The organism is Kribbella sindirgiensis (assembly GCF_004331435.1).
In the GTDB taxonomy this organism is placed as follows: domain Bacteria; phylum Actinomycetota; class Actinomycetes; order Propionibacteriales; family Kribbellaceae; genus Kribbella; species Kribbella sindirgiensis.
On sequence record NZ_SJKA01000005.1, the window covers coordinates 11777 to 37680 of the forward strand.

Genomic DNA, 25904 nt, shown 5'->3' on the forward strand with positions numbered 1-25904 from the left:
CTTAGTGCGAGAACGGCCAGGATTTCCAATAGGTGCGGAGCCGGATCCAGATCCCGAACAGCCCACGCGGTTCGAAGATCAGGAAGGCGATGATCAGCAGGCCGTAGAGGATCGTCTCGACCTGGAAGACCGTGATCCCGCCGGCCGCGGAACTGCTGCTGATGAACGGCAGCACGGCCGGGAGTTCGCGGGTGACCCGCGGCAACAGCGTGATGAACAGCGCGCCGAGTACCGAACCCGAGATGGTGGCGACCCCTCCGATCAGCACCATCGCGATGTACTGCACCGACATGCCGAGGTTGAACGACCCCGGTTCGACGAAGCCGATCATCACGTACAGCAGCGCGCCCGCGACGCCGGCGTAGAACGACGACACCGCGAACGCGATCATCTTGTAGCGGGTCACGTCGACCCCGATCACCTCGGCGGCCAGGTCCCGGTCCCGGACCGCGGCCAGCGCCCGGCCGATCCGGGAGCGGACCAGGTTCCGGGCCAGGACGCCGAAGATCACCAGCAGCACGAGCATCAGCAGGTACAGCTTCTGCGCCTTGGTGAACAGCGACCCGTCCACCGCGAACTGGATCCCGAACAGCTCCGGTACCGCGGCCGGGCGGCCGACCCCGACGCCCCCGGTGAGATCGCGCCAGTGCTTGAACACGTGCTCGCCGATGAACACCAGACCCAGCGTCACCACCGCCAGGTACAACCCGCGCAGCCGGGCCGCCAGCGGCGCGACGATCAACCCGGCCAGTCCCGCGACCAGACCGGCCGCGAGCAGCCAGATCGGTACCGAGGTGATCCCGAAGCCGATCAGCCGGGTGCTGTCCGGATCCCCCGACAACGCCGCCGCCGTATAGGCGCCGATGGCGAGGAAGAACGCGTGCCCGAGCGACACCTGCCCGGCGTACCCGGTGACGAGGTTCAGCCCGATCGCCCCGATCGACGCCACACATGCGGTCGCCAGGACCACCAGCAGGTCGTCGGTCAGCAGGAACGGCAACGACACCGCCACGATCCCGAGCACCGAGGTCCAGAACCGCTTCCCCGGCGTGTTCAGCAAGGCTGTGTCCTGCTGGTAGGACAGGTAGAGCAGTGGTCGACTCATATTCGCTCCACCTCGCGCGTGCCGAAGAGTCCGTAGGGTCTGACGAGCACGACGAGGAGCATCAGCAGGTACGGGACGACGAGGAAGAAGTCGCCGCCGAACACCGGGTGCAGGTTGTCGCCGTAGCTGCCGACGAGCGCCTCGATCACGCCGATCGTCAGCCCTGCGACCACCGCGCCGCCGAGGGAATCCAGGCCGCCGAGGATGATCACCGGCAGCGCCTTGAGCGCGGTCAGCCAGAGGTTCTGCTCGAGGCCGATGCCGGTCGACAGGAACACCCCGGCCAGCCCGGCGAGGGCGGCCGCGAGTGCCCAGGACAGCGAGAACACCCGCCCGACCGAGACTCCCTGTGCGAGGGCGACCTCCTGGTCCGACGAGGCCGCGCGCATCGCCAGGCCGGTGCGCGACCAGCGGTAGAACGCGAACAGCGCGGCCACCACGATCAGGGTCGTCACGAGTGTCGCGAGATGCCGCTGGTCGATCTTGGCACCCAGTACGTCGACCTGCCGCAGCCCCCACGGATCACCCATCTGCCGGATGTCCAGGCCGATGAACGAGTTCACCACCGTCCGGATCACGATGTCGACGCCGAGCGTGATGATCGCGATCACGAACACCGGTTTGCCGATCATCGGCCGCAACGCCAGCCGTTCGACCACGGCGCCGAGCAGCCCGGTCAGCAGCAGCGCGACCAGGACGGCGACGAAGAAGTTCATCGACAGCACCAGATAGCCGGTCAGCAAGGCGCCCGCCATCATGAACGCCGGCTGGGCGAAACTGATCACCCGCATGGACTTGTAGACGATCACGAAACCCAGTGCCAGCAGGGCGTAGATGGACCCGTTGCCGAGACCGCGGACCACCGTGGCGACGAACTCGTTCATCGGGCACCCCCGCCGTACCCGCCGTACATCGACTCGACCAGGCCGGCGAACGCGGTCGCGACCGCGGTGCGTTTGACCTTCTGGGTCGCGGTCAGCTCGCCGTCCTCGTGGTCCAGCACCTTCGGCAGCAGCCGGAACGACCGCACCTGCTCGACGGTGGCGAACCGTTCGTTGACCTCGTCGACGACGCCCTGCACGAGCCCGATCACCTCGGGCTTCGCGGACAGGTCGCCGTACGTCGAGTACGGCAGGCGGCGGACCTGCGCCCAGTGCCCGACCGTGTCCGGCTCGATGCCGATCAGCGCGGTGAGGAACTTGCGCCGGTCGCCGATCACGACGGCTTCCTTGATGTACGGCGAGGCTTTCAGGGCGTTCTCGAGCTCGGACGGCGCGACGTTCTTGCCGCCCGCGGTGATGATGATGTCCTTCATCCGGTCGGTGATGCGCAGGTGCGTACCGTCCACCCACTCCCCCACGTCGCCGGTGTGCAGCCAGCCGTCCGGGCCGAGCACTTTCGCGGTCGCCTCCGGGTCCTGCCAGTAGCCCGCGAACGTCCCCGGATGGCGGGTGAGGATCTCGCCGGTGCTCTCGTCGATCCGTACCTCGACGCCCTCGTGCGGTTCGCCGACCGTGCCGACCTTGACCCGGCCCGGACGGTTGGCGGTCGCCACCGCGGTGTTCTCGGTCATGCCGTACACCTCGTGCATCGGCAGGCCGAGTCCCATGAAGAACCGCAGGACCTCGGGCGCGATCGGCGCGGCCCCACAGGCGGCGTACCGGACCTTGCGCAGGCCCACGCGATCCTTCAGCGCGCGGTAGCAGAACAACCAGCCGATAGCGTAGACCGCTCGCGAGGCCGCCGTGTGCCGTCCGCCGTTGGCTGCGAGGATGCCGCCGATCCAGTCGGCCCGGCGCAACCAGTAGCCGCCGACCAGGCGCTTGACCGGGTCCGCGGACTCGATCCGGATCTGCACACCGGCCGCGATCTTCTCCCAGATCCGCGGTACGCCGAACAGGACGGTCGGCTGTACCTCGTGCAGATTGGTCGCGACCGTCTCGATCGACTCGGCGAAGTGCACGCAGACGCCGGCCCCGGCGCCGAACCAGCCGCTGAAGATCCGCTCGGCGACATGGCACAACGGCAGGTAGGACAGCACGCTGTCGCGCGGGGACGGCGGCGGCGCGGTGAAGCCGCCGCGCTCGACCAGCTCCTGGATCGCGAAGTCGACGTTCGCGCCGGTCAGCATCACGCCCTTCGGCGGTCCGGTGGTCCCGGAGGTGTAGATCAGCGTCACCACGTCGTCCGGGCGGGCGTCGATCATCCGTTGCGCCACGGCGTTCGGGTGGGCCGCGCGGTGCTCGGTGCCGAGGGCAAGGAAGTCGGGCCAGGCGATCAGCCGCGGGTCGTCGTACCGGTAGCGGATGCCGCGCGGCTCGACGTACACGATGTGCCGCAGCTCGGGCAGGTCGTCGACCGCGAGCGCCTTGTCGACCTGCTCCTGGTCCTCGGCGATCAGCACCTTCGCCCCGGAGTGCCGGAGCAGGTAGCCGACCTCGGCGACCGGGTTGGTCGGGTACAGGCCGACGGTGGCGGCGCGGACGGCGACCGTGCCGACATCGGTGTAGAGCCACTCGCGCCGGTTCTCCGAGTGGATCGCGACCCGGTCGCCAGGTTCGATGCCGAGGGCAATCAGCGCGTGCCCGACCAACTCGGCGGTGTCCCAGTACTGCAGCCAGCTGACCTGCTGCCAGATGCCCAGATCCTTTTCCCGCAAGGCGATTCCGCCCGGGGTCTTCCGGGCCCGTTCCCGGACCCGGGTGGCGATCGTGCTCATGGCGTCACCCGGTGTTCCTCGCCCAGGTAGGCGCGCACCACGTCGGGATCGGTCGCCACCTCCCGCGGCGTACCGGTGCGGATCGGCTTGCCGAAGTCGATCACCATGATCCGGTCGGCCAGATCCATCACCAGGCCCATGTCGTGCTCGACCATCACCATCGGCAACCCCAGTTCGTCGCGGATGTCGAGGATGAACCGGGCCATGCCCTCGGTCTCCTCCAGGTTCATCCCGGCGACCGGTTCGTCCAGCAGCAACAGCTTCGGCTCGGACGCGAGCGCGCGACCCAGTTCGACCCGCTTCTGGATGCCGTACGGCAGCAGTCCGACCGGGAGCCGGCGCCACGGGGCGAGCTCGAGGAAGTCGACGATCTCCTCGACGGCGAGGCGGTTCGCGAGCTCGTTGCGCCGGGCCTTGCCGAGCCACGCGAACGCGGCGAGGACGCCGTACGGGTGATGGAGGTGCCGGCCGAGCATCAGGTTGTCCAGCACCGTCAGGTTGGAGAACAGCTCGATGTTCTGGAAGGTCCGGGCGACACCCAGGCGCGCGATCGCGTGCGGGCGACGGCCGATCAGGTCCTCGGCACCGAACCGGACGGTGCCCTGCTGCGGCCGATAGACGCCGGACAGCACGTTGAAGATCGAGGTCTTGCCGGCGCCGTTCGGCCCGATCACCGCGAACAGCTCGCCGGCGTTCACCGTGAAGCTCACCCCGTTGAGGGCCGTCACCCCGTCGAACCCGAGCACAACGTCCTCGAAGGTGAGCACCGGAGTCGCTTCCTCCGTGCTCGCACTCTGCCGCGCGTCGGTCGCCGTCATGAGAGCCAACGCTTCCGGCGGCGGTAGTGCTTGACGTCCCGGAAGGACTTCGCGGAGCCTTCGGCGCCGAGACCGAGGTAGAACTCGCGAACGTCGCCGTCGGCAAGCAGTTCCGCGGCGGGTTTGTCCATCACCATCGTGCCGTTCTCCAGCACGTAACCGTGTTCGGCGATCGACAACGCCATCGCCGCGTTCTGCTCGACCAGCAGAACCGTCGTACCGTCCTGGTTGATCTGCACGATCACGTCCCGGATCTGCTGGACGATCATCGGCGCCAGGCCGAGACTCGGCTCGTCCAGCAGCAGGTACTTCGGATCCGACATCAGCGCCCGGCCGATCGCGAGCATCTGCTGCTCGCCGCCGGACAGGTAGCCCGCGAGCTGGCGGCGGCGGTCGGCCAGCACCGGGAACAACTGGTACGTCCGGTCCAGGTTCGCCTTGATCGACCGCGGGCTGACGTGCCCGCCGATCCGCAGGTTCTCCTCGACCGTGAGGTCGGCCAGGATACGCCGGCCCTCCATCACCTGCTTGATGCCCAGGGCAGCGATCCGGCTGGCGCCGTAGGTGTGGATCGGCTCTCCGTCGAGGGTGACCGCCCCCCGCCGGACCGCGCCGTCATGGACGTCGAGCAGCCCCGAGAACGCGCGCAGCAAGGTGGACTTGCCGGCGCCGTTCGCCCCCAGCAGCGCGACGATCCGCCCCTGCGGAACCTCGAGGCCGACGCCCCGCAGCACCAGCATCACATCGTCGTAGACGACCTCGAGATTCTTCGCCGCCAGCACCCGGCCCCCTTTGTGGAGGTTCCCCAACCAGCATCTTGGCGAGTGAGTGTGACAGCACCGGTGGCAAGATTGAAGTCCTCGCAGCCCGGAAATCGGACACAGCTACGCAACCGTGACCGACCGTCAGGGGTGAAACCAGTTATGCAACTGGTCTTATAACGATCGAACCCAGTTGGCGAGCAGATCGGCGCCGGCGTCACCGGACTTCTCCGGGTGGAACTGAGTGGCCGAGAGCGGTCCGTTCTCGACGGCCGCGACGAACCGGTCGGCGCCGTACGTCGTCCAGGTCACCAGCGGGGCGACCGACTCGCGGGCGTCCACCAGTTGCCACTCGCGCACGCCGTACGAGTGCACGAAGTAGAAACGTTCCTTCTCGATGCCGTCGAACAGCGTCGTACCGCCGGGAACGTCGACCGTGTTCCAGCCCATGTGCGGGACCGGCTGGTCGTTCTTCGGCTGCAGACGCTCGACGGTACCGGGCCACTGCTCGCAGCCCTCGGTCTCGACGCCGTGCTCGATGCCCCGGGCGAACAGGATCTGCATGCCCACGCAGATCCCGAGCACCGGACGCCCGCCGGTCAGCCGGCGGTCGACCGCGACATCGCCACGGACCGACTTCAGCCCGGTCATACAGGCCTCGAAGGCGCCGACGCCTGGCACGAGCAGACCGTCCGCGTTGCAGGCCGCGTCGAAGTCGGAGGTCACCGTGACGTCGGCGCCGACGCGTTGCAGCGCGCGCTCCCCCGACCGGATGTTGCCGGACCCGTAGTCGAGCAGAACAACCTTTTTGCTCACAGGGCGCCCTTCGTGGACGGGATGCCCGGCTGCCGTGGGTCCAGCTCGGCGGCGGCCCGGAGTGCCCGGGCGAACGCCTTGAACTGCGCCTCGACGATGTGGTGCGGGTCGCGGCCGGACAGCACCCGGATGTGTACGCAGATCGCGGCGTTGAACGCGAGCGTCTCGAACACGTGCTGGGTCAGCGAACCGGAGTAGTCGCCGCCGATGATCGCGTACACCTGACCGTCCGGCTCGCCGGTGTGCACGCAGTACGGACGCCCGGACAGGTCGACCGTGCAGTGCACGAGCGCCTCGTCGAGCGGCACGGTCGCATCGCCGAACCGTCGGATCCCGCGCTTGTCGCCCAGCGCTTCCTTCAGCGCCTGACCGATACCGATCGCGGTGTCCTCGACCGTGTGGTGCGCGTCGATCTCCAGGTCGCCGACCGTGTTCACGTGCAGGTCGAGCAGCGCGTGCTTGGCGAGCGCGTTCAGCATGTGGTCGTAGAACCCGACCCCGGTGGAGATGTCCGCCCGGCCCTCGCCGTCGATGTTCAGCTCGACGAGGACCTTCGACTCACTGGTCTCGCGATCAATCCGCGCCGTACGCCCGCTCATGTCAGCCTTCCCGTATCTGTCTTCAGAACGCGCTCCAGTGAAGCGCGGAACGCGGCCATCTCGTCGCCGGTGCCGATCGAGACCCGCAACCAGCCGTCCGGACCGGTCTCCCGGATCAGTACGCCGTCGTCCAGCAACGCCTGCCAGACCGCGTGCCGGTCCGCGAACGTGCCGAACAGGACGAAGTTCGCGTCCGAGTCGACCGCCCGCAACCCCAGCGACCGCAGCCAGTCGACCGTCTCGTCGCGCTCGACCCGCAACTGCTCGACCCGGCCGAGCAGCTCGTCGGAGTGCTGCAACGCCGCCCGCGCGACCGCCTGGGTCACCGCGGACAGGTGGTACGGCAGCCGGACGATCCGCAACGCATCCACGAACTGCTTGCTCGCGGCAAGGTACCCGACCCGGCCGCCGGCCATCGCGAACGCCTTCGACATCGTCCGCGCGACCGCGAGATTCGGGTACGACGGCAACAGGCTGACCGCACTGGGCGTCCCGGTGCGGCGGAACTCGGCGTACGCCTCGTCGACCACGACCACGGCGCCCTGGGCACCGGCCTGCGCGACGATCGCCTCGGTCACGTCGATCGGCAGCGCCGTCCCGGTCGGGTTGTTCGGCGAGGCGAGCAGCACCACCGACGGGCGGTGCCGGGAGATCGCCGCGAGCGCCTTGCTCTTGTCCAGCGTGAAGTCCTCGGCGCGGCGGCCGGCCACCCACGCGGTGTTCGTGTCCCGCGCGTACTCCGGATACATCGAGTACGTCGGCGCGAACGAGAGCGCCGTACGGCCGGGGCCGCCGAAGGCCTGCAGGATGTGCAGCATCACCTCGTTGGACCCGTTCGCCGCCCAGAGCTGCTCCGGCTCGAGCTGGGCACCGGACTCACGGGCCAGGTACGCCGCGAGATCCGCGCGGAGGCCGATGAACTCGCGGTCCGGGTACCGGTTCATGCCCCGGGCGGCCTCGGTGACCGCCGCGGCGATGTCGGCGACGGTCGCCTCGCTCGCCGGGTACGGGTTCTCGTTGACGTTCAGGAGCACCGGGACGTCGAGCTGCGGGGCGCCGTACGGCTCGAAGCTCTTCAGCTCCTCGCGGATCGGCAGCCCGTCGAAGCGCCCCATCACTGCTCCCCTGGGAATCGGACGGACACCGCGGCGCCGTGAGCAGGCAGATCCTCGGCGTGGGCGAGCGTGACCACGTGACCGGCGACCTCCTGCAACGCGTCGCGCGAGTAGTTGATCACGTGCACTGCCTTGAGGAAGCTGCGCACGGACAGGCCGGACGAGTGGCAGGCGCAACCGGCCGTCGGGAGGACGTGGTTGGAGCCGGCGCAGTAGTCGCCGAGCGACACCGGCGACCAGCTGCCGACGAAGATCGCGCCGGCGTTGGTGATCAGGCCGGCCCGCTCCTCGGCGTCGGCGGTCTGGATCTCCAGGTGCTCGGCGGCGTACGCGTCCACGACCGCGGTGCCCTGCTCGAGGTCGTCGACCAGCACGACGGCCGACTGCTGACCCTGCAGTGCCTCGGTCACGCGATCCCGGTGCTTGGTCTGCGCGACCTGGCCCGGCAGCTCGGCCTCGACCGCAGCGGCCAAGGCTTCGGACGGTGTCACCAGCACGCTGGCGGCCATCGGGTCGTGCTCGGCCTGGCTGATCAGGTCGGCGGCGACGTGCTTCGGATCGGCGGTGTCGTCGGCGAGCACCGCGATCTCGGTCGGGCCGGCCTCGGAGTCGATGCCGACCTCGCCCAGCAGGAACCGCTTGGCGGCGACCACGTAGATGTTGCCCGGACCCGTGATCAGGTTGACCTTCTTGCAGCCCGTGACACCAGCACCGAAGCCGTACGCGAAACCGGCGATCGCCTGCGCGCCGCCCATCGCGTAGACCTCTTCGATCCCGAGCAGCGCGCACACCGCCAGCACCGTCGGGTGCGGCAGGCCGCCGAACTCCTTCTGTGGCGGTGAAGCAACAGCGAGGGACGGTACGCCGGCCACTTGCGCCGGGACGACGTTCATGACGACCGAGGACGCGAGCGGCGCCCGGCCGCCCGGCACGTACAGGCCGACGCGCTGGACCGGGACGAACCGCTGGGTCACCCGCCCGCCGGGAGCAGGCTCGGAGGCGATGTCGGCGGTGAGCTCGTCCTGGCTGACCTCACGGACCCGGCGGATCGACTCCTCGAAGGCGCTGCGCACCTCCGGGTCGAGGTCCTCGAGCGCGGTCTTCAGCGCCGCGGCCGGGACCCTGATGTCCTCGACGCGCACATGGTCGAACTTCTCGCCGTACTCCCGGATCGCCTCGAGGCCGCGATGGCGGACGTCCAGGCAGATGGGTCGGACGACGTCGAGAGCCTTCTCGACGTCGAACACGGCTCGGGGAACGAGGGCATTCACTTCGGCTTGGAGGTCGGAGACCTCTCCGGCCGCCACTCGGCCCCGCAGGTCGACGCGGCGAATCATGGCGCCAGTCTAGTGGCGCGGCCCGGGCCGCCTCGCCCAGTATCCACAGGTCGGCCGCGAGCAACGCCGTACCGGCACTGTGTAGGGCGCAGTCACCGGCCGTGATCGGGGGCGGTGTCCACTAGGCTCATCGGCATGGACTCCCGCCTGCCGTTGCTCACTGTCGACACGGTGATCTTTCCCGGCCTGGTGGTCTCCATCCCGGTGACCGACGTCCAGGGCCGCGCGGTGGTCCGCGACCTGGTCGAGAACGGCGGCGAGCTGGTCTGCGGCGCGCTCGCGGTCCGCGACGGGTACGAGCTGGGCGAGCGGGTGTTCCGGTCGCTGTACGGGACGGGCTGCGCGGCGACGATCTCCGAGATCGCGCTGGACGCGGACGACGACGGGCCGATCGAGGTGACGCTGACCGGCAACCGGCGGTTCAAGGTGAGCGAGCTGGACGGCGCCGGCGACTACCTGGTCGCGGATGTCGAGTGGCTGCCCGACGACCTCGGCGACGACCCGCTGGGGACGGCGACGGTCGCGCTCGAGCGGTTCCGCAAGTACGCCGACGCGATCAGCGAGATCAGCCGCCCCGGCCTGCACCTCGGCGACCTCCCCGACGACCCGGGCACGTTGTCGTACCTGATGTCGGCCGCGATGAAACTCATGACCCCCGACCGGCAGAAGCTCCTCGAGGCCGAGGACGTCACCACCCGCCTCGTCCAGCTCGTCGCCCTCATCGACACCGAGCTCTCCGCGATCACCGCCCTCCCGTCGCTGCCCGCCACCGACCTCATCGCCTGGTCGGCCCTCTCCCCCAACTAGCCTCCTGCGCCCGAAACTCGCGAGCTGAGTCCAGGCCCGAAGAACTGATCGCGGCCAGCCTGCGGCATCCAGCGAAGTCCGGGGAGGTTCGTACCCCCGGATCGGGACAAGAACCTCCCCAAACCGGTTTGGGGCGTTTTGTGGACGGAGCATGCTGGTCGGTGCGCTGCGGTCCCTGCCGGGTGCGCCGCGATCGCCTCAGGCTTGACGTACGACGCGAACTTGCGGCGCATGGCTCTGGTTAGTGCTACCGAAATGAATCCCGTAGCGGTATGGTTTTGGTATGAGCAAGCAGATCACGGTCCGGCTGCCGGACGAGTTGGTCGACTTCATGGACGAGCTCGTCGCGACCGACAAGGCGACGAGCCGGGCCTCCGTGGTCGCCCGGGCGATGGTGCGTGAGCGGCGGCGCGAGCTGGCGGCGCGCGACCTCGACATCCTGAGCGAGCACGGCGGGTACGACGATCTCGAGGGCCTCGCCCCCACAGCAGCGGGCACCGTCCTCAGCGACCTCGACTGAGTACGACGTCGTGCGTCCACTGCACATCGCCCGGCTCGACAAGCCCCGGCCGGTCGTCGTGCTGACCCGTGAACTGATCCGCCCGCGTCTCACCAACGTGACGGTCGCCCCGATCACCAGCACGATCCGCGGCCTGTCCACCGAGGTCCTGGTTGGACCCGACAACGGCCTCGACCACCCGAGCGCGATCTCCTGCGACAACATCCAGACCATCCCGAAGGCCCAGCTCGGCCGCCTGATCGGCTACCTCCACCCCGACCAGGAACCAGCCCTGGCCGAGGCGATCAACCTGGCCTTCGACCTCGAGTTCTGACGTTGCTGTCCGGGCCCGGGCGTCTTTCCGGAACCTTTCTGCCGCCAGACGCAACATTGTTACCGGAAAGGACCACCCGCACGTGTGGTGGTGATGGCGCGACTGGTCAACCTCGCTGGGCATCACACCTGAAGCAGCTCGGCTCGATGTGCCAGTAGGTACGCCGCAGCCGCTCGGTAGCCGCCCGCGTGGTCCTCGTCGGCATGCACCGCGAACACCGGGTCGCCCGCCCGCACCCGCTCCTCGATGTGCGCACCGAACGACAGCAGTCTGATCGCCGCCAGATCCACCAGTTCGGCCGGCTCGACCCCGGCGTCGTACGAATCGCAGAACAGCCGAAGCCGTCGGGCACGCTCCGGCTCACTCGTCCAGCCGAACGGCTCCAGCGAGGCCGGCGGATGGAACGGTACGAACTGGTGTGCGGTGTAGGCGAGGTCCCACCGGCGATTGGACGGCCGGATCGTGTCCCAGTCGATGATCCCGGTGACCTGGCGTCCCTCGAACACGAGGTTCCAGGGCGCCAGGTCGTGGTGCCCGATGCAGTCGATGGTGACCGGCGCCGCGACCTCCAGTGCGTTCCAGCTGTGCTGCTCGGCCGGGACGAAGCCCTCGGTCGCGTCGTGCAGGCGGCGGATCGCGCGGGCAACGCTCACCAGTGCCTCGTCCGACCGCAGGTCCGCACTCAGCGGCGGGTACCCCGTTGCCCCTGGAAGGTAGGTCAGCGTCTCGGACGTGGTATCGACGTCGACGAGGCGTGGCGCGAGATCGAATCCGACCGCCTCGAAATGCCGTAGCAAAGCATGGGTGTTCGCCGTACTGCGGCGGCGCTGGACGGTATCGCCCCGACGGACCGGCTGGGAGAACCTGCCGCCGGGGAGCAGCTCGTCCATCGGCTGCGGGTCAGCCGAGCTTGCTGATGTCGCGGACGGCGCCCTTGTCGGCGCTGGTGGCCATGGCGGCGTAGGTCTTCAGCGCGTTCGAGACCTTGCGGTCGCGGTTCTTCGGGGCGTAGACGCCGTTCAGCGCCGCCTCGCGCGCGGCCAGCTCCTCGTCGCCGACCAGCAGCTCGATCGACCGGTTCGGGATGTCGATCTTGATCCGGTCGCCGTCCTGGACCAGTGCGATCGTCCCGCCGGACGCCGCCTCGGGCGACACGTGCCCGATCGAGAGTCCCGACGTACCGCCGGAGAAGCGGCCGTCGGTGATCAGCGCGCACACCTTGCCCAGGCCGCGGCCCTTCAGGTACGAGGTCGGGTACAGCATCTCCTGCATCCCCGGCCCGCCCTTCGGGCCTTCGTACCGGATCACGATGACGTCGCCGGGCTGGATCTGCTTGGCGAGGATCTTCTCGACGGCCTGCTCCTGCGACTCGCACACCACCGCGGGGCCCTCGAACGTCCAGATCGACTCGTCCACGCCGGCCGTCTTCACCACACAGCCGTCGACGGCCAGGTTGCCCTTCAGTACGGCGAGACCGCCGTCCTTGGAGTACGCGTGCTCGCGGTCCCGGATGCAGCCGTTCGCCGCGTCGTCGTCCAGCGTCTCCCACCGCTCCGACTGCGAGAACGCGGTCGCCGACCGCTTGCAGCCCGGCGCCGCGTGCCACAGCTCGACAGCCTCCGGCGACGGCGACCCGCCGCGCAGGTCCCACGTCTTCAGCCACTCGTCGATCGAGTCGCTGTGCACGGTGTGGATGTTCTGGTTCAGCAGGCCGGCGCGGTGCAGCTCACCGAGGATGGCCGGGATGCCGCCGGCGCGGTGCACGTCCTCCATGTAGTACGTGCCCTGCGGCGCCACGTTCGGCGCGACCTTCGCCAGGCACGGGACGCGGCGCGAGACCGCGTTGATGTCGTCGAGGTCGAAGTCGACCTCCGCCTCCTGCGCAGCGGCGAGCAGGTGCAGGATCGTGTTGGTCGACCCGCCCATCGCGATGTCCAGCGCCATCGCGTTCCCGAACGCCTCCTTGGAGGCGACGTTGCGCGGCAGCACGGTGGCGTCGTCGTTGTCGTAGTACCGCTGGGTGATCCGCACGACGGTCTCGCCGGCCTTCTCGTACAGCGCGCGGCGGGCGGTGTGCGTGGCCAGCACGGAGCCGTTGCCGGGCAGCGAGAGGCCGATCGCCTCGGTCAGGCAGTTCATCGAGTTCGCGGTGAACATGCCGGAACAGGAACCGCAGGTCGGGCAGGCGTTCTCCTCGATCCGCAGGATGTCGGCGTCGGAGACGTTCTCGTTGACGGCCTCGGACATCGCGTCGATCAGGTCGAGCTTGCGGACCGTGCCGTCGACGAGCGTCGCGCGGCCGGCCTCCATCGGGCCGCCGGAGACGAACACGGTCGGGATGTTCAGCCGGAGCGCCGCCATCAGCATGCCGGGGGTGATCTTGTCGCAGTTCGAGATGCAGACCAGCGCGTCCGCGCAGTGCGCCTCGACCATGTACTCGACCGAGTCGGCGATCAGGTCGCGGGACGGCAGGCTGTAGAGCATGCCGCCGTGACCCATCGCGATCCCGTCGTCGACGGCGATCGTGTTGAACTCGCGGGCGATGCCGCCGGCCGCGTGGATCGCCTCGGACACGATCCGGCCGACCGGGGCCAGGTGCGTGTGGCCGGGGACGAACTCGGTGAAGCTGTTCGCCACCGCGATGATCGGCTTCCCGAAGTCCTCCCGGGCTACCCCGGAGGCCTGCATGAGCGCGCGGGCGCCCGCCATGTTGCGGCCGTGGGTGACAGTGCGGGACCTGAGAGCAGGCACGACGACATCTCCTTGCAGCTAGTACGTACCTATCGATACTGCCACGCTCGTCCGGATGCCGGTACGCGGGTCCCGGATCCTGGAGCACTGATTCTGTCCGTGGACACCTCTAGCCTGATCTCATGACCGGGAGTGCGCACGCGACGACGAGCTATGCGACCCGTCCGGTGCACCCTGCCCTGCGGCCGTACGTCGGTGACGTCATCGGCTACGCGTACAACGCCGATCCCCCGGACCTGCACCGCGGCCTGCCCTCCCGCTACCTGACCCTGGTCGTCACGCTCGACGACCCCCTCGGCGTCGCGTGGCCGGGCAGCCCCGTGGAGAAGTACGACGCGCTCGTCGGCGGACTGCACTCCACGGCCGTGCAGATCGGTCAGACGCCGAGCCGGGCCGGTGTGCAGCTGTCACTCGCTCCCGCGGCCGCGCGCGTGCTGTTCGGGCTGCCGCCGGGCGAGCTCGCGTCGGCGGTCGTCGGCCTCGACGACGTGCTCGGACGACCGGCCCGCGAGCTGACCGAGCACCTCCGTGCGGAGGCGAGCTGGTCGACCCGCTTCGATGTGCTCGAGGACATGTTGCTGCGGTGGCTCGGCGCGCGCCGGCCCAGTGCGGCCCGTCCGGAGCTCGACTGGGCGTGGCAGCGGCTGTGCGCGTCGAGCGGCGCCATCGGCGTACAGGAGCTGGCGACCGAGGTCGGCTGGAGCCGGCGGCACCTCACCGACCGGTTCACGTCCGAGTTCGGCCTGCCGCCCAAGGTCGCGTCCCGGGTCCTGCGCTTCGAGCGCGTCACCAGCTACCTGCGCGGCCATCCGCGCACCCGGTTGTCGGAGCTGTCGGCCGCTGCAGGGTACGCCGACCAGTCGCACCTGACCCGTGAGTTTCGGGCGATCGCCGGCTGCTCACCGCGGCAGTGGATGACCGAGGAACTGCCGAGTCTGCCGGGTAATCCACAGGTTGCGGCGATCGTGCCAGCATCGTCGGCCGGATCTCACTAAACTCGCCGGGGTGAGTGAGACGACCGAGTTGCCCGATTCCGAAGCGCTTCAGGTTCTCCGGCGGGTGTTCGGGTACGAATCCTTCCGCGGTGAGCAGGCCGACATCATCGACACCGTCGTCGCGGGCGGTGACGCGCTGGTGCTGATGCCGACCGGTGGCGGCAAGTCGCTGTGCTACCAGATCCCGTCGCTCGTCCGGTCCGGCGTCGGCGTCGTGATCTCGCCGCTGATCGCGTTGATGCAGGACCAGGTGGACGCGCTGACCGCGCTCGGCGTACGGGCGGGATTCCTGAACTCCACGCAGGACTTCGACCAGCGGCGTGAGGTCGAGCAGGCGTTCCTGGCCGGCGAGCTCGACCTGCTGTACCTGGCGCCCGAGCGGCTGCGGGTGGAGTCGACCGTGCGGCTGCTCGACCAGGGCAAGATCGCGCTGTTCGCGATCGACGAGGCGCACTGCGTGTCGCAGTGGGGCCACGACTTCCGGCCCGACTACCTGATGCTGTCCGAGCTGCACGAGCGCTGGCCCGACGTCCCGCGGATCGCGTTGACCGCGACGGCGACCGAGGCGACCCATCAGGAGATCGCGACCCGGCTGAAGCTGGACGAGGCGAAGCACTTCGTCGCGAGCTTCGACCGGCCCAACATCCAGTACCGGATCGTCCCGAAGGACAACCCGCAGCGGCAGCTGCTCGACCTGCTCCGCACCGAGCACGCCGGCGACGCCGGCATCGTGTACTGCCTGTCCCGCAACAGCGTCGAGAAGACTGCTGCCTTCCTCACCCAGAACGGGATCGAGGCCGTGCCGTACCACGCGGGCCTGGACAGCCGGACCCGCGCGACGAACCAGGCGCGGTTCCTGCGCGAGGACGGGCTGGTCGTGGTGGCGACCATCGCGTTCGGGATGGGGATCGACAAGCCGGACGTCCGGTTCGTCGCGCATCTCGACCTGCCGAAGTCCGTCGAGGGGTACTACCAGGAGACCGGTCGCGCGGGGCGGGACGGACTGCCCTCGACCGCCTGGCTGGCGTACGGGCTGCAGGACGTCGTGCAGCAGCGCAAGATGATCGACACGTCCGAGGGCGACCTCGCGCATCGACGGCGGCTCAGCTCACATCTCGACGCGATGCTCGCGCTGTGCGAGACCGTGCAGTGCCGGCGGTCGCAACTCCTGGCGTACTTCGGCCAGCACGGCGACGCCTGCGGGAACTGCGACACGTGCCTGACGCCGCCCGAGTCGTGGGACGGGACGATCGCGGCGCAGAAACTGCTGTCGACGGTGTACCGGCTGCAGCGGGAGCGCGGGCAGAAGTTCGGTGCGGGACAGCTGATCGACATCCTGCTCGGCAAGGAGACCGAGAAGGTCAAGCAGTTCCGGCACGACCAGCTGACGGTGTTCGGGATCGGCACCGAGCTGAAGGACACCGAGTGGCGTGGCGTCATCCGGCAGCTGCTCGCACTGCGGCTGCTCGCCGTCGAAGGCGACTACGGCACGCTCGTGCTGACCGAGGAGAGCGGCGAGGTGCTCGGCAAACGGCGCGAGGTGATGATGCGCCGCGAGCCCGAGCGCACCCGGTCTTCGAGCAGGTCGTCGGGCGGGAAGAAGCCGGCGGTCGATCTGCCACCGGAGGCGGCGCCGGTGTTCGAGCGGTTGCGCGCGTGGCGGGCAGCCACCGCCAAGGAGCAGGGCGTCCCGGCGTACGTCATCTTCCACGACGCGACGCTGCGGCAGATCGCCACCGACCAGCCGACGTCGCTGGCCGAGCTCGGCACGATCAGCGGCATCGGCGAGAACAAGCTGACCAAGTACGGCGAGGGCGTGCTGGAGACATTGGCCGCGGAGTGATGTCGAATCGTGTTCGCGGTCTTCGACGCGTAGGCAAGGGTGCGGAGCGGCCGTGCTCGCGAAGACTGGAGAACGCTCATGTCCTCATCGGTGCTGTTGATGTCGATGTCCGCCGACGGCTACATCGCCGGTCCGGACGACCGGCCCGGTAACCCGGGCGGCGACGACTTCCTGCGGTTGCACGAGTGGTACCTGGACGCGGACGGCGAGGTCGGCCGCCCGGACGGCGAGCCGGGCGAGATCTGGGACGAGTTGAACGCCACCGGCGCGGTCCTTGTCGGCCGTCGTACGGCGGAGCAGGTCGACTACTACGGCGGCGACCACCACGGCGTACCGCTCTTCGTCCTCAGCCGCGACCCGTCACCGGTCGGCTACGAGAACGTCCACGTCGTCGGCGATATCGAGACCGCGATGGCGCAGGCCAAGGCGGCGGCCGGTGACAAGGACGTACTGGTCCACGGCGCGATCACCGCACAGCTGGCACTGGCGGCCGGCGTCCTCGACGAGCTGCAGCTCAGCCAGGTCCCGGTCCTGTTCGGCAGCGGCCTGCGCCTGTTCGACGTACTCCCCGAACGCGTCGAACTCGAGATCGTCCGCGTGATCGACACACCGCGAGCAACCCACCTGCGCTACCGGGTCCGCCGCTGATCAGCTGAGCAGCGGTCCCACTGCGGTCAGCAGGCCGGTCATCGTGGTGTCGACGTGTTTGTTGCCGTCCGCAAGGAGTATCGCGATCGCGAGCTTCTTGGCCGGGATCACGAGCAGCAGACTGGAGTGATCGGGCAGGTCACCGCGATGACCGTACGCCGGGTCCGCCCCGAACTGCTGCGAGAACAGCATCGTGCCCAGTCCGTACTCGCCGTCGCCGCTGGTCATGTCCGCGACGAGATCGGCCGGCAGCACGCGGCCGCCGTACAGCTCGTAGCCCCAGCGCGCGACCGTCGGCGCATCGGCGGCCAGACCCGCGTTCGCCGCGGACAGGCTGGCGATCGCCCGGCAGGGAAGGTATCCGTCCGGTGCGCCGCACGCCGGGTTGGCGTCGGCGACCACCGGCGCCTGTGGCTTCTCGGCGTCCTGGAAGGCAGCGTGCTGCAGACCGGCCGGGATCGCGAGGTCCCGGCGAAGTACGGCGGCGAGCGATTGCCCGGTCACCTTCTCGATCAGCATGCCGAGCAGAACGTAGCTCGGGTTGCTGTAGTTGTAGGGGCTGTTGGGCGGCCCAACGGGCGCGGTGTCGTAGGACAGCGCCTGCTCGGGGGTCCAGTGCTTGCTGGGCACGGCCGCGATCGCCTTGTCCATCCGGCCGTAGTCCTCCGGCAAGTAGTTCGGTACGCCGGACGTCATCGAGAGGTGCTGGCGAACGGTCGCGTTGTTCGCGGTCAGCTTGTGCTTCACGTACGTCGACAGCGGCGCATCGAGATCGACCTTCTTCGCCTTCGCGAGCAGCATCACCTCGGACGCGACGAACGTCTTGGTGATACTCGCGACCGCCATGCTCGACGTCGGCACCAGCTTCGTCCCGCGCGCGTCGAGCCCGGCGGCGCCCGACCAGCTCCACTGATCGGTGACCACCGCCGCGGTCACGCCCCGCGCGCCGGACTCGATGTCCGGCATCGACACCACCTTCGCGAGCACGTCCTGCAGCACCTTCGCCTTCGCCGGATCCAGTGCGCCCGTCCCCGGGTCGGGAAAGCTCACGGCGGCCGGAGTGCTTGGTGGACCCCCGGGCTGCCCGTCCCCGCCCGAACAGCCCACCAGCCCCAGCACCAGCAGCACTGCCACCCCAGTTCGCGCCATCCGTCGATGATGACACCGCAGCAGCCCACGACCCCCTTCCCGATCGGGCAGTATTCGACGGGTCAGGCCTGGGAGATGTAGAGCCGGTTTCCGTCCGGGTCGCGGAGGCTGAACATCGGCGGGACGCCCGGCCACTCGAGCAGTTCGTCGGTGTCGACGCCGGCACCGAGGAAGTACTCGTGGGCCGCCTTCGCGTCCGGGCTGGCCATCCGGATGCCGGTGTCGACGCCGGCCGGATTGCCCTCCCTCGCGGGTACGAGCGCGATACTCGCGGCCGAGCCGGCCGGCGCGACCACGATCCAGCGGCCGCCGAACTGCGGCAGCGGTGCGTCCATCAGCAGCTCGAAGCCCAGGGTCTCGATGTAGAACGCGACCGCACGGTCCTGGTCGGTCACCGGTACGCCGACGGTGCGGATCTCGCTGACATGGTTCATGGTGGTTCTCCTTCGTGAAGAGGTGCTTTCACCCAGAGGTAGAACCCGATCCGCGGTTTTCGACATCACCCCGAAAAGAAACCCCGGACCGCCTGCGATCAGGCGGTCCGGGGCTGTTCGGCAGCGTGTGGCTGACTACTTCGCGACGACTCGCATGGTGATTTCCGCCTCGCCGTCGCCGGTGGAGCGGGTCACGATGCCGGCTGAGCGGAGTGCGGCCAGATCCTTGTCCTCGGAGAACCGGTCGCTGAGCGCGCCGGCAGCCTCGAAGTCGACGTACCCGATCATCACGGCGCCCTTGGTGTCGGGCAGGGCCTGCTTGAAGTTCTCGGTGCCGCCAAGGTTGCCGCCCTTCAGCACCGTCTCCGCGTAGTCCTTGCTGGTCGAGACGACGAGCGTGTCGTCGTCCTTCGCGGTCTCGATCGGGATGTTCGCCGACGACCGCTGGCGGAGCAGCGAGGTCAGCTTCTGCACGACCGGCTCGGCCTTCGCCGGGTCGGTCTCCATCCGGGCCGCGATCTTCGGGCCGTCCGCGGTGTCCTTGTCGATCGAGACCGACAGGTTCTTGCCCGCGAGGCTCTTCAGGTCGTCCGGCAGCTTCAGACCGGTCTCCTGCGCGATCTCGTCGATCATCGGCTGGAGCTTGTCGCCGCCCGCCTTCTGCACCTGCGCCCAGGCGGTGTCGATCAGGCTCTCGCCACCGGAGATCGCGATCGCGCCGGCCGTGCTGTCCGGCAGCTTCGTGACCAGGTCGCCGGCGTCGGCGGCACCCACCTTGACGCTCTTGTCGCCGTGCGCGATGCCCTTGAGCTCGACGTACGACGCGTCGAACCGCAGCGCCACCGCAGCGGTCGCGTCACCCAGGCCGGCGATCTGGCCGGAGTCGACCTTGCCGCTGATCGAGGCCAGGCCCTTCGCGTCCGCCCAGCCCGAGATGAAGCCCTGCTCGCCGAGCTTGTCCATGTCCGCGCTGAACTTGGCGTTCTTGCTCAGCGGGTTGTCCTTCGCCGTCGCGATCGCCGAGTCGACGGTCGCCTGGTTCTCGGCCAGCAGCATGTAGCCGTTGCTGAACGCGCGACCGGGCTTCTCGTCCTCGTTCGCCAGCAGCTTGTCCATGCCCTTGGTCGCGGCGTCCTCGTCCTTGATCTGGACCGCGACCACCGGGACCGGCTCGTCCTTGCCCTCGGCCGGCGGCAGCGCGGCGAATCCGGCGCGGTCACCGAGCCACGGCTTGACGTCCTTGTCGTAGTCGACCTGGGCGAGGTCGTCGCCGGCCGACTTCTTGATCTGCTCGAACAGCTTCTGCTTCAGGTCGTCCTGCTCACCGGTGAGGCCGAGGTTGTCCTTCACGGACGGGAACTTCATCATGAACCGGATCGCCGCGACCTTCTGGCCGGCGGACGGGTTCAGGTCCACGCGGACGTACCCGACCGCGGTGCCCGGCAGAACGTCGGCCGGCTGCTTACCGCCGCCACCGAGCTTGCCGTAGGCAAAGATGCCGCCGCCCGCGACCACCAGCACCATCGCCAGGGCGGCGATGATCGGGATCAGCTTGCCGCGCTTCTTCTTCGGCTCCGGCTGCCACTGCTGCGGACCGCCGTACCCGGGGCCCTGCGGCGGCTGCCCACCGACATGCATCTGCTCGTACGACGCCTGACCCGGCTGACCCGGCTGGCCGTACGGCGAACCGGGCTGCGGGCCGTGCGGACCCTGGGGACCGCCGTACTGCGGGCCGCCCTGCTGCGGGGCACCGTACTGCTGGCCCTGCTGCGGAGCGCCCTGCTGTGGGCCGCCGTACTGCTGGCCCTGCTGCGGAGCACCGTGCTGTGGGCCGCCGTAAGGCTGGCCCTGTTGCGGGTAGCCCTGCTGGCCCGGCTGCGGGCCCTGGGGACCGCCCTGCTGGGGCCAGAGGTTCTGCCCCTGCGGGTTCTGACCCTGCGGCGGACCGTACTGCGGCTGCTGACCGCCGGCACCTGGGTACGTGGGTGGTTGGTTCTGGTCGGACATATGCTCCCTCGCTGGCTCCGGTGGCCTCACCGCCGGACCTACAAAGGCTAGTGGAGCGGCGGTCCAGGGTCCGACGCAGCAGGTTGCGAAGTGGTTGCAACCGGGTCGGCGCGCCAGGTGGTGGCCGCGATGATCGCGCAGGCCAAGGCGGCACCGACCAGCCAGGAGGCCGCCGGGGTCCACGTATGCAGCTCCAGCGGGGCCGAGACGAGATCACCCGGGTGAGCGGCCCGCAGCCGCGGCTCGAGCGGGTCGTGCCCGAGGAGCATGCCAACGCCCCACGACACTCCGGCACCGAGGCACGCACCGAGCGTGACGATCGCGACCGACCACGGGCCGTAGTTCCGCAGCCACCAGAACAACGCGGCGCCGAGCACCACGGCCGTCACGAACCCGATCGCGGTGAACGTCCCGTCCGGCCCGAAGATCCGGGTCATCTGCTCCTCGCCCAGCGCGCCACCCTGCTCGTCCACGGTGTACTGCGCCAACGGCGAGAACTGCTGCCATCCCCACCCGGCCACCACACCGGCGACCAGGAACACCACCACGGTCACCAGAACCGCCTTCGCCCACGGCAACCGCGGCTCCTCGACCACCGGCGCACCAAACGGGTTATACGACGGCGGCGCCAGGTACGGCGACGGCTGCCCGGACTGCGGCAGTGACGGTTGTCGTGGTTGACTCACGTGCACAGTGTGGCAGGCCGCTCCACAAGGAGCTTCGGCACCCGGCTGACCGCCTCGACGCGTTCACTCAGTCGTGGCGAGATCCGCCTCGCGACATCGAGCACGCGCTGATGGTCCGCAAGCAGGTCACGTCCATGGATTGGCTCGTGATGAGCGATCCGATTGCGCAGGCGTCGCAGTTCATCCAGCTCCGAATGCAACCGCGTTCGGCGGACCGGCCCGTCGAACGCGTACTGGAGACAAGGCTGCCAGAGCCGCCGGTTGTACTCATCGGACAGCAGAGACCACCAGAAGCCCAACATCAACTCGGCGACTACCTTGCCATGAAGCTCAGGGCGGCCACCTCGAGTGGCGTTGTTACGAGCGTCCGCGACCTTGCGGCGAGTCCGTGGAGTCAGCGGTACGCGCGAATCGGCGTACCAGGACGACTGAGCACCCAGCCCCTTCGCCCAAGCTGCGAGCTGCCGATCCATCGCATTGCGCAGCCCCACCTCGACATAGTGCAGTTCCTCGTGGAATGCGGAGCTGGCTTGGGTGTTCCAGTCGTAGAGACGCAGTGCCGAGGTCAGGCTGCCGTCTGTCGCGGCGAGATACGGGCCCAGGCGGGCCTCAGACAGTAGGTTCTCCAGCGTCCACGGTCGGCTGCGCGACGCGGTGTGGCGCTGCATTCGGTTACTCATCGCACACAGACCTGCCCGGAGGTCGCCTTGAACTGGTATTCTTGAGAAGCAACGAGAGCCCCGGGAATGACGGCGTACCGACTTCGGTCAGGGAAACCCCCCGGGGCCTTTGCTTGTCCGGGCGCTTCCTCCTGCCATCGATCAGCTGGCCAGGCAGGACGGGCCCAGGAGGGCTTTCAGGTCGGCCATGAGGGACGAGGTGGGGGTCACGCGGAAGCGGTCGCCGATCCGCATGACCGTCGTTTTCTGGCGCGCCTGGAGGCGGAGGTGGACCTCGGTCATCCCGGGGTGCGAGGTCAGGATGTCCTTCAGCTGGTCGACGACCGGCGGAGTGCAGCGGTTGACCGGCATCGTGAGCACCACCGGCCCGCTCGGGCCTTCGGTGAGGTCGGGGACGACGACCTCGTCGCCGCTCAGCTCGAGCCGGTCCTCGCGGCGGCGTACCCGGCCCTTCATCAGGATGATCGCGTCGTTGGTGAGCAGGTGCGCGTGCAGCTGGTACGCCGAGGAGAACATCATCACCTCGATCGAACCTTCGAGGTCCTCGATGGTGACGATCGCGTAGATGTCGCCGCGCTTGTTCACCTTCCGCTGGACCGCGGTCACCAGGCCGCCGATCGTCACCCGGCTGCCGTCCGGCCGCTCCTCGTCGGCGAGCAGCTGACCGATCGTGCAGTCGCTGCCGTTGGTGAGCACGTGCTCGACGCCGAACAGCGGGTGGTCGGACACGTACAGCCCCAGCATGTCGCGCTCGTGCGCCAGCTTGGTGGCCTTGTCCCACTCCTCGATCTCCGGGACGGTCACGGTCAGGCGGCTGTTGCCCTCGCCCTCGTCCGTGTCGTCGTCACCCATCGAGAACAGGTCGAACTGCCCGTGCGCCTCGTTCCGCTTGAGGTCGATGGCCTCGTCGACGGCCTGCTCGTGCACCGCGACGATCGCCCGCCGGGCGTGGCTCATCGAGTCGAACGAGCCGGCCTTGGCCAGCGATTCGATCACGCGCTTGTTGCAGACCGGCAGCGGCACCTTGTCGATGAAGTCGACGAAGTCGGTGAACCGGCCCTTCTCCTCGCGGGCCGCGACGATCTCGGCGACCACGTTCACACCGACGTTACGGATCGCGGACAGGCCGAAGCGGATGTCGGTGCCGACCGGGGTGAAGTTCGAGTCGGACTCGTTGACGTCCGGCGGCAGCACCTTGATGCCCATCCGGCGGCACTCGTTCAGGTAGATGGCCATCTTGTCCTTGTCGTCCTTCACGGACGTCAGGACGGCGGCCATGTACTCCGCCGGGTAGTTGGCCTTCATGTACGCGGTCCAGTACGAGACCAGACCGTACGCCGCGGAGTGCGCCTTGTTGAACGCGTAGTCGGAGAACGGCAGCAGAACGTCCCACAGCGCCTTGATCGACGCGTCGGAGAAACCGTTGGACTTCATGCCCTCCGCGAAGCCGACGTACTCCGCGTCCAGCACCTCGCGCTTCTTCTTGCCCATCGCCCGGCGCAGCAGGTCCGCCTTGCCGAGCGTGTAGCCGGCCAGGCGCTGGGCGATCTCCATCACCTGCTCCTGGTACACGATCAGGCCGTAGGTGACGCCGAGGACGGGCTCGAGCGCGACCGCGAGCTCGTCGTGCGGGTAGCTGATCTCCTGCTGCCCGTTCTTGCGGAGCGCGTAGTTGGTGTGGCTGTTCGCGCCCATCGGGCCCGGCCGGTAGAGCGCCGTACTCGCCGAGATGTCCTCGAAGTTGTCCGGCTTCATCAGCCGCAGCAGCGCCCGCATCGGCCCGCCGTCGAACTGGAAGACGCCGAGCGTGTCACCCCGCGCCAGCAGGTCGTACGTCGGTTTGTCGTCGAGGTCCTTGCTCAGCTTGTCGAGGTCGATCGTGATCCCGTGCGCGGCCTCGATGTTCTTGACCGCGTCGTCCATGATCGTCAGGTTCCGCAGGCCCAGGAAGTCCATCTTGACCAGGCCGAGCGTCTCGCAGCTCGGGTAGTCGAACTGGGTGATCACCTGGCCGTCCTGCTCGCGGCGCATGATCGGGATCAGCTCGATCAGCGGCTCGCTGGACATGATCACGCCGGCCGCGTGCACACCCCACTGGCGCTTCAGGTTCTCCAGGCCGCGGGCGGTGTCGACGATCTTGCGGACGTCCTGGTCGCCCTCGTACAGCGTGCGGAACTCGCCGGCCTCGGAGTACCGCTTGTGCTGCGGGTCGAAGATGCCGGACAGCGGGACGTCCTTGCCCATCACCGCGGGCGGCATCGCCTTGGTGATCCGGTCGCCCATCGCGAACGGGTAGTCCAGCACCCGGCCGGCGTCCTTGATCGCCTGCTTGGCCTTGATGGTGCCGTAGGTGACGATCATCGCGACCCGGTCGTCGCCGTACTTCTCGGTGACGTAGCGGATCACCTCGGGGCGGCGACGGTCGTCGAAGTCGATGTCGAAGTCGGGCATCGACATGCGTTCCGGGTTCAGGAAGCGCTCGAAGAACAGACCGTGCAGCAGCGGGTCCAGGTCGGTGATCTTCATCGCGTACGCGCACATCGAGCCCGCGCCGGAGCCACGGCCCGGGCCGACCCGGATGCCGTTCGCCTTGGCCCAGTTGATGAAGTCGGCGACGACGAGGAAGTAGCCGGCGTACCCCTTCGAGACGATGACCTCGATCTCGTAGTCGGTGCGCTTCCGGACGTCGTCCGGGATCCCGTCGGGATACCGGAAGTGCAGACCGGTCTCGACCTCGGCGACGAACCACGACTCCTCGTTGTGGCCCTCGGGGCACGGGAACCGCGGCATGAACCGGCCCTCGCCCTCGGTGAAGCTCACATCGCACTGCTCGGCGATCAGCAGCGTGTTGTCACACGCCTCCGGGAAGTCCTTCCAGACCTCGCGCATCTCGGCCGCGGTCTTGACGTAGAACTCGTTCGCGTCGAACTTGAAGCGGTTCGGGTCGGACAGCGTCGAGCCGGACTGGACGCACAGCAGCGCGGCGTGCGCGGTCGAGTCCTCGGGCTTGGTGTAGTGCAGGTCGTTGGTCGCGACCAGCGGCAGACCGAGCTCCTTGGCCAGCTTCAGCAGGTCGCCCTGGATGTTCCGCTCGATGCCGAGGCCGTGGTCCATCAGCTCGCAGTAGTAGTTCTCCCGGCCGAAGATGTCGCGGAACTCCGCGGCGGCCTCGACGGCCTCCTTGTACTGCCCCAGGCGGAGCCGGGTCTGCACCTCGCCGGACGGGCAGCCGGTGGTCGCGATCAGGCCCTGGCCGTACGTGTTCAGCAGCTCGCGGTCCATCCGGGGCTTGAAGTAGTAGCCCTCGAGGCTGGCCAGCGAGCTCATCTTGAACAGATTGTGCATACCGGAGGTGTTCTTCGCCAGCAGCGTCATGTGGGTGTAGGCACCCGAGCCGGAGACGTCGTCACGGCCGGAGTTCGCGTCACCCCACTTGACCCGCTTCCGCTCCGAGCGGTGGGTGTGCGGCGTCAGGTACGCCTCGACGCCGATGATCGGCTTGACGTCGTACTTCTTCGCGGTCTTCCAGAACTCGTAGGCGCCGAACACGTACCCGTGGTCGGTGGTCGCGATCGCCGGCATGCCCATTTCCTGGGCGGTCTTGAACAACTCGTCGATCCGCGCGGCGCCGTCCAGCATCGAGTACTCCGTGTGCACGTGGAGATGCACAAAACTGTCGCTGGACGCCATATCGACGCAGACCTCCCAGGGCGCGATTCAGATGAACCGCTACAGCCTATGCGGGCCCGTGGACAGTTCTGAACCGGCTCACCGACACGCCGTCCACCGCCCGCTATCCGG

At 68.7% G+C, this 25904-nt stretch carries 24 protein-coding genes; 7 read left to right on the forward strand and 17 right to left on the reverse strand.

Annotation, left to right across the window (positions count from 1 at the left end):
- Nucleotide 1 precedes the first annotated feature (1 nt).
- From E0H50_RS15120 to hisD, 9 genes are all read right to left on the reverse strand, one after another.
- Entirely contained in the window at nucleotides 2–1105 is a 1104-nt protein-coding gene (locus E0H50_RS15120) for a branched-chain amino acid ABC transporter permease (protein ID WP_131288643.1), read from the reverse strand.
- Nucleotides 1102–1989, reverse strand: a complete 888-nt coding sequence (locus tag E0H50_RS15125) for a branched-chain amino acid ABC transporter permease (protein WP_131288645.1) — start codon at nucleotides 1987–1989, stop codon at nucleotides 1102–1104. Before E0H50_RS15125 ends, E0H50_RS15120 begins: the two co-directional genes overlap by 4 nt.
- Nucleotides 1986–3824: an AMP-dependent synthetase/ligase gene (locus E0H50_RS15130; RefSeq protein WP_131288647.1), complete on the reverse strand. Its 1839-nt coding sequence runs from the start codon at nucleotides 3822–3824 to the stop codon at nucleotides 1986–1988. Before E0H50_RS15130 ends, E0H50_RS15125 begins: the two co-directional genes overlap by 4 nt.
- The gene (locus tag E0H50_RS15135; RefSeq protein WP_131288649.1) at nucleotides 3821–4642 is read right to left on the reverse strand and encodes an ABC transporter ATP-binding protein; all 822 of its coding nucleotides are present in this window, start codon (nucleotides 4640–4642) and stop codon (nucleotides 3821–3823) included. Before E0H50_RS15135 ends, E0H50_RS15130 begins: the two co-directional genes overlap by 4 nt.
- Complete coding sequence (locus E0H50_RS15140) at nucleotides 4639–5424, reverse strand: ABC transporter ATP-binding protein (RefSeq protein WP_131288650.1); 786 nt, start codon at nucleotides 5422–5424, stop codon at nucleotides 4639–4641. Before E0H50_RS15140 ends, E0H50_RS15135 begins: the two co-directional genes overlap by 4 nt.
- Nucleotides 5425–5577: 153 nt before the next feature.
- Nucleotides 5578–6219: an imidazole glycerol phosphate synthase subunit HisH gene (gene hisH, locus E0H50_RS15145; protein ID WP_131288652.1), complete on the reverse strand. Its 642-nt coding sequence runs from the start codon at nucleotides 6217–6219 to the stop codon at nucleotides 5578–5580.
- Entirely contained in the window at nucleotides 6216–6818 is a 603-nt protein-coding gene (gene hisB, locus E0H50_RS15150) for an imidazoleglycerol-phosphate dehydratase HisB (protein ID WP_131288654.1), read from the reverse strand. Before hisB ends, hisH begins: the two co-directional genes overlap by 4 nt.
- A complete protein-coding gene (locus E0H50_RS15155; RefSeq protein WP_131288656.1) occupies nucleotides 6815–7933 on the reverse strand; it encodes a histidinol-phosphate transaminase in 1119 nt (372 codons plus the stop codon). The genes hisB and E0H50_RS15155 overlap by 4 nt, the downstream gene beginning before the upstream one ends.
- Complete coding sequence (gene hisD / locus E0H50_RS15160) at nucleotides 7933–9270, reverse strand: histidinol dehydrogenase (protein ID WP_131288657.1); 1338 nt, start codon at nucleotides 9268–9270, stop codon at nucleotides 7933–7935. The genes E0H50_RS15155 and hisD overlap by 1 nt, the downstream gene beginning before the upstream one ends.
- 135 nt (nucleotides 9271–9405) lie before the next feature.
- Between hisD and E0H50_RS15165 the strand changes: the two genes are divergently transcribed.
- The 3 genes from E0H50_RS15165 (at nucleotide 9406) to E0H50_RS15175 (ending at nucleotide 10910) form a co-directional block, all read left to right on the forward strand.
- Nucleotides 9406–10077, forward strand: coding sequence for an LON peptidase substrate-binding domain-containing protein (locus E0H50_RS15165; protein ID WP_131288659.1), 672 nt, complete (start codon nucleotides 9406–9408; stop codon nucleotides 10075–10077).
- A gap of 283 nt (nucleotides 10078–10360) precedes the next feature.
- Nucleotides 10361–10597: a ribbon-helix-helix domain-containing protein gene (locus E0H50_RS15170; protein WP_131288661.1), complete on the forward strand. Its 237-nt coding sequence runs from the start codon at nucleotides 10361–10363 to the stop codon at nucleotides 10595–10597.
- A 10-nt stretch (nucleotides 10598–10607) separates the two neighbouring features.
- A complete protein-coding gene (locus tag E0H50_RS15175) occupies nucleotides 10608–10910 on the forward strand; it encodes a type II toxin-antitoxin system PemK/MazF family toxin (RefSeq protein ID WP_131288663.1) in 303 nt (100 codons plus the stop codon).
- Between the two features lie 122 nt (nucleotides 10911–11032).
- On the opposite strand, the gene E0H50_RS15180 is transcribed toward E0H50_RS15175, so the two are convergent.
- Entirely contained in the window at nucleotides 11033–11800 is a 768-nt protein-coding gene (locus tag E0H50_RS15180) for a phosphotransferase (RefSeq protein WP_131288665.1), read from the reverse strand.
- A gap of 10 nt (nucleotides 11801–11810) precedes the next feature.
- The gene (ilvD, locus tag E0H50_RS15185) at nucleotides 11811–13661 is read right to left on the reverse strand and encodes a dihydroxy-acid dehydratase (protein WP_131288667.1); all 1851 of its coding nucleotides are present in this window, start codon (nucleotides 13659–13661) and stop codon (nucleotides 11811–11813) included.
- Nucleotides 13662–13783: 122 nt separating this feature from the next.
- Here ilvD and E0H50_RS15190 point away from each other — a divergent pair, with 122 nt between their 5' ends.
- The 3 genes from E0H50_RS15190 (at nucleotide 13784) to E0H50_RS15200 (ending at nucleotide 17147) form a co-directional block, all read left to right on the forward strand.
- Complete coding sequence (locus tag E0H50_RS15190) at nucleotides 13784–14656, forward strand: helix-turn-helix domain-containing protein (protein ID WP_131288668.1); 873 nt, start codon at nucleotides 13784–13786, stop codon at nucleotides 14654–14656.
- A gap of 10 nt (nucleotides 14657–14666) precedes the next feature.
- Entirely contained in the window at nucleotides 14667–16499 is a 1833-nt protein-coding gene (gene recQ / locus E0H50_RS15195; protein ID WP_131288670.1) for a DNA helicase RecQ, read from the forward strand.
- 78 nt (nucleotides 16500–16577) lie between these two features.
- On the forward strand, nucleotides 16578–17147 hold the full coding sequence (locus E0H50_RS15200; protein WP_131288672.1) for a dihydrofolate reductase family protein: 570 nt from the start codon (nucleotides 16578–16580) through the stop codon (nucleotides 17145–17147).
- On the opposite strand, the gene E0H50_RS15205 is transcribed toward E0H50_RS15200, so the two are convergent.
- The 3 genes from E0H50_RS15205 to E0H50_RS15215 all read right to left on the reverse strand — a co-directional run bounded on the left by E0H50_RS15205 (nucleotide 17148) and on the right by E0H50_RS15215 (nucleotide 20368).
- Nucleotides 17148–18296: a serine hydrolase domain-containing protein gene (locus tag E0H50_RS15205; protein WP_131288673.1), complete on the reverse strand. Its 1149-nt coding sequence runs from the start codon at nucleotides 18294–18296 to the stop codon at nucleotides 17148–17150.
- A 62-nt stretch (nucleotides 18297–18358) separates the two neighbouring features.
- Nucleotides 18359–18730, reverse strand: coding sequence for a VOC family protein (locus E0H50_RS15210; protein ID WP_131288674.1), 372 nt, complete (start codon nucleotides 18728–18730; stop codon nucleotides 18359–18361).
- Between the two features lie 135 nt (nucleotides 18731–18865).
- Nucleotides 18866–20368, reverse strand: coding sequence for a DUF3352 domain-containing protein (locus E0H50_RS15215; RefSeq protein WP_238150977.1), 1503 nt, complete (start codon nucleotides 20366–20368; stop codon nucleotides 18866–18868).
- On the opposite strand from E0H50_RS15215, the gene E0H50_RS43805 reads away from it, so the two are divergent.
- A complete protein-coding gene (locus E0H50_RS43805) occupies nucleotides 20363–20788 on the forward strand; it encodes a hypothetical protein (protein ID WP_238150978.1) in 426 nt (141 codons plus the stop codon). The genes E0H50_RS15215 and E0H50_RS43805 overlap by 6 nt on opposite strands.
- Here E0H50_RS43805 and E0H50_RS15220 read toward each other — a convergent pair.
- The 3 genes from E0H50_RS15220 to dnaE all read right to left on the reverse strand — a co-directional run bounded on the left by E0H50_RS15220 (nucleotide 20785) and on the right by dnaE (nucleotide 25793).
- Nucleotides 20785–21423: a hypothetical protein gene (locus tag E0H50_RS15220; RefSeq protein WP_238150979.1), complete on the reverse strand. Its 639-nt coding sequence runs from the start codon at nucleotides 21421–21423 to the stop codon at nucleotides 20785–20787. The two genes, E0H50_RS43805 and E0H50_RS15220, sit on opposite strands and share 4 nt — an antisense overlap.
- Nucleotides 21420–22091 carry an Abi family protein gene (locus tag E0H50_RS15225; RefSeq protein WP_131288676.1) on the reverse strand — a complete coding sequence of 224 codons (672 nt, stop codon included), beginning with the start codon at nucleotides 22089–22091 and terminating at the stop codon, nucleotides 21420–21422. The genes E0H50_RS15220 and E0H50_RS15225 overlap by 4 nt, the downstream gene beginning before the upstream one ends.
- Nucleotides 22092–22244: 153 nt before the next feature.
- Nucleotides 22245–25793: a DNA polymerase III subunit alpha gene (gene dnaE, locus E0H50_RS15230; RefSeq protein WP_131288678.1), complete on the reverse strand. Its 3549-nt coding sequence runs from the start codon at nucleotides 25791–25793 to the stop codon at nucleotides 22245–22247.
- Nucleotides 25794–25904: the final 111 nt, after the last annotated feature.

What these genes read in the sequence shown, in the direction of transcription:
- E0H50_RS15120 (WP_131288643.1), bottom strand. Translation starts at nt 1,105, where the DNA reads ATGAGTCGACCACTGCTCTACCTGTCCTACCAGCAGGACACAGCCTTG.
- E0H50_RS15125 (WP_131288645.1), bottom strand. Translation starts at nt 1,989, where the DNA reads ATGAACGAGTTCGTCGCCACGGTGGTCCGCGGTCTCGGCAACGGGTCC.
- E0H50_RS15130 (WP_131288647.1), bottom strand. Translation starts at nt 3,824, where the DNA reads ATGAGCACGATCGCCACCCGGGTCCGGGAACGGGCCCGGAAGACCCCG.
- E0H50_RS15135 (WP_131288649.1), bottom strand. Translation starts at nt 4,642, where the DNA reads ATGACGGCGACCGACGCGCGGCAGAGTGCGAGCACGGAGGAAGCGACT.
- hisB (WP_131288654.1), bottom strand. Translation starts at nt 6,818, where the DNA reads ATGAGCGGGCGTACGGCGCGGATTGATCGCGAGACCAGTGAGTCGAAG.
- E0H50_RS15155 (WP_131288656.1), bottom strand. Translation starts at nt 7,933, where the DNA reads ATGGGGCGCTTCGACGGGCTGCCGATCCGCGAGGAGCTGAAGAGCTTC.
- hisD (WP_131288657.1), bottom strand. Translation starts at nt 9,270, where the DNA reads ATGATTCGCCGCGTCGACCTGCGGGGCCGAGTGGCGGCCGGAGAGGTC.
- E0H50_RS15165 (WP_131288659.1), top strand. Translation starts at nt 9,406, where the DNA reads ATGGACTCCCGCCTGCCGTTGCTCACTGTCGACACGGTGATCTTTCCC.
- E0H50_RS15170 (WP_131288661.1), top strand. Translation starts at nt 10,361, where the DNA reads ATGAGCAAGCAGATCACGGTCCGGCTGCCGGACGAGTTGGTCGACTTC.
- E0H50_RS15180 (WP_131288665.1), bottom strand. Translation starts at nt 11,800, where the DNA reads ATGGACGAGCTGCTCCCCGGCGGCAGGTTCTCCCAGCCGGTCCGTCGG.
- E0H50_RS15190 (WP_131288668.1), top strand. Translation starts at nt 13,784, where the DNA reads ATGACCGGGAGTGCGCACGCGACGACGAGCTATGCGACCCGTCCGGTG.
- E0H50_RS15200 (WP_131288672.1), top strand. Translation starts at nt 16,578, where the DNA reads ATGTCCTCATCGGTGCTGTTGATGTCGATGTCCGCCGACGGCTACATC.
- E0H50_RS15205 (WP_131288673.1), bottom strand. Translation starts at nt 18,296, where the DNA reads ATGGCGCGAACTGGGGTGGCAGTGCTGCTGGTGCTGGGGCTGGTGGGC.
- E0H50_RS15210 (WP_131288674.1), bottom strand. Translation starts at nt 18,730, where the DNA reads ATGAACCATGTCAGCGAGATCCGCACCGTCGGCGTACCGGTGACCGAC.
- E0H50_RS43805 (WP_238150978.1), top strand. Translation starts at nt 20,363, where the DNA reads ATGCATCTGCTCGTACGACGCCTGACCCGGCTGACCCGGCTGGCCGTA.
- E0H50_RS15215 (WP_238150977.1), bottom strand. Translation starts at nt 20,368, where the DNA reads ATGCATGTCGGTGGGCAGCCGCCGCAGGGCCCCGGGTACGGCGGTCCG.
- E0H50_RS15225 (WP_131288676.1), bottom strand. Translation starts at nt 22,091, where the DNA reads ATGCAGCGCCACACCGCGTCGCGCAGCCGACCGTGGACGCTGGAGAAC.
- dnaE (WP_131288678.1), bottom strand. Translation starts at nt 25,793, where the DNA reads ATGGCGTCCAGCGACAGTTTTGTGCATCTCCACGTGCACACGGAGTAC.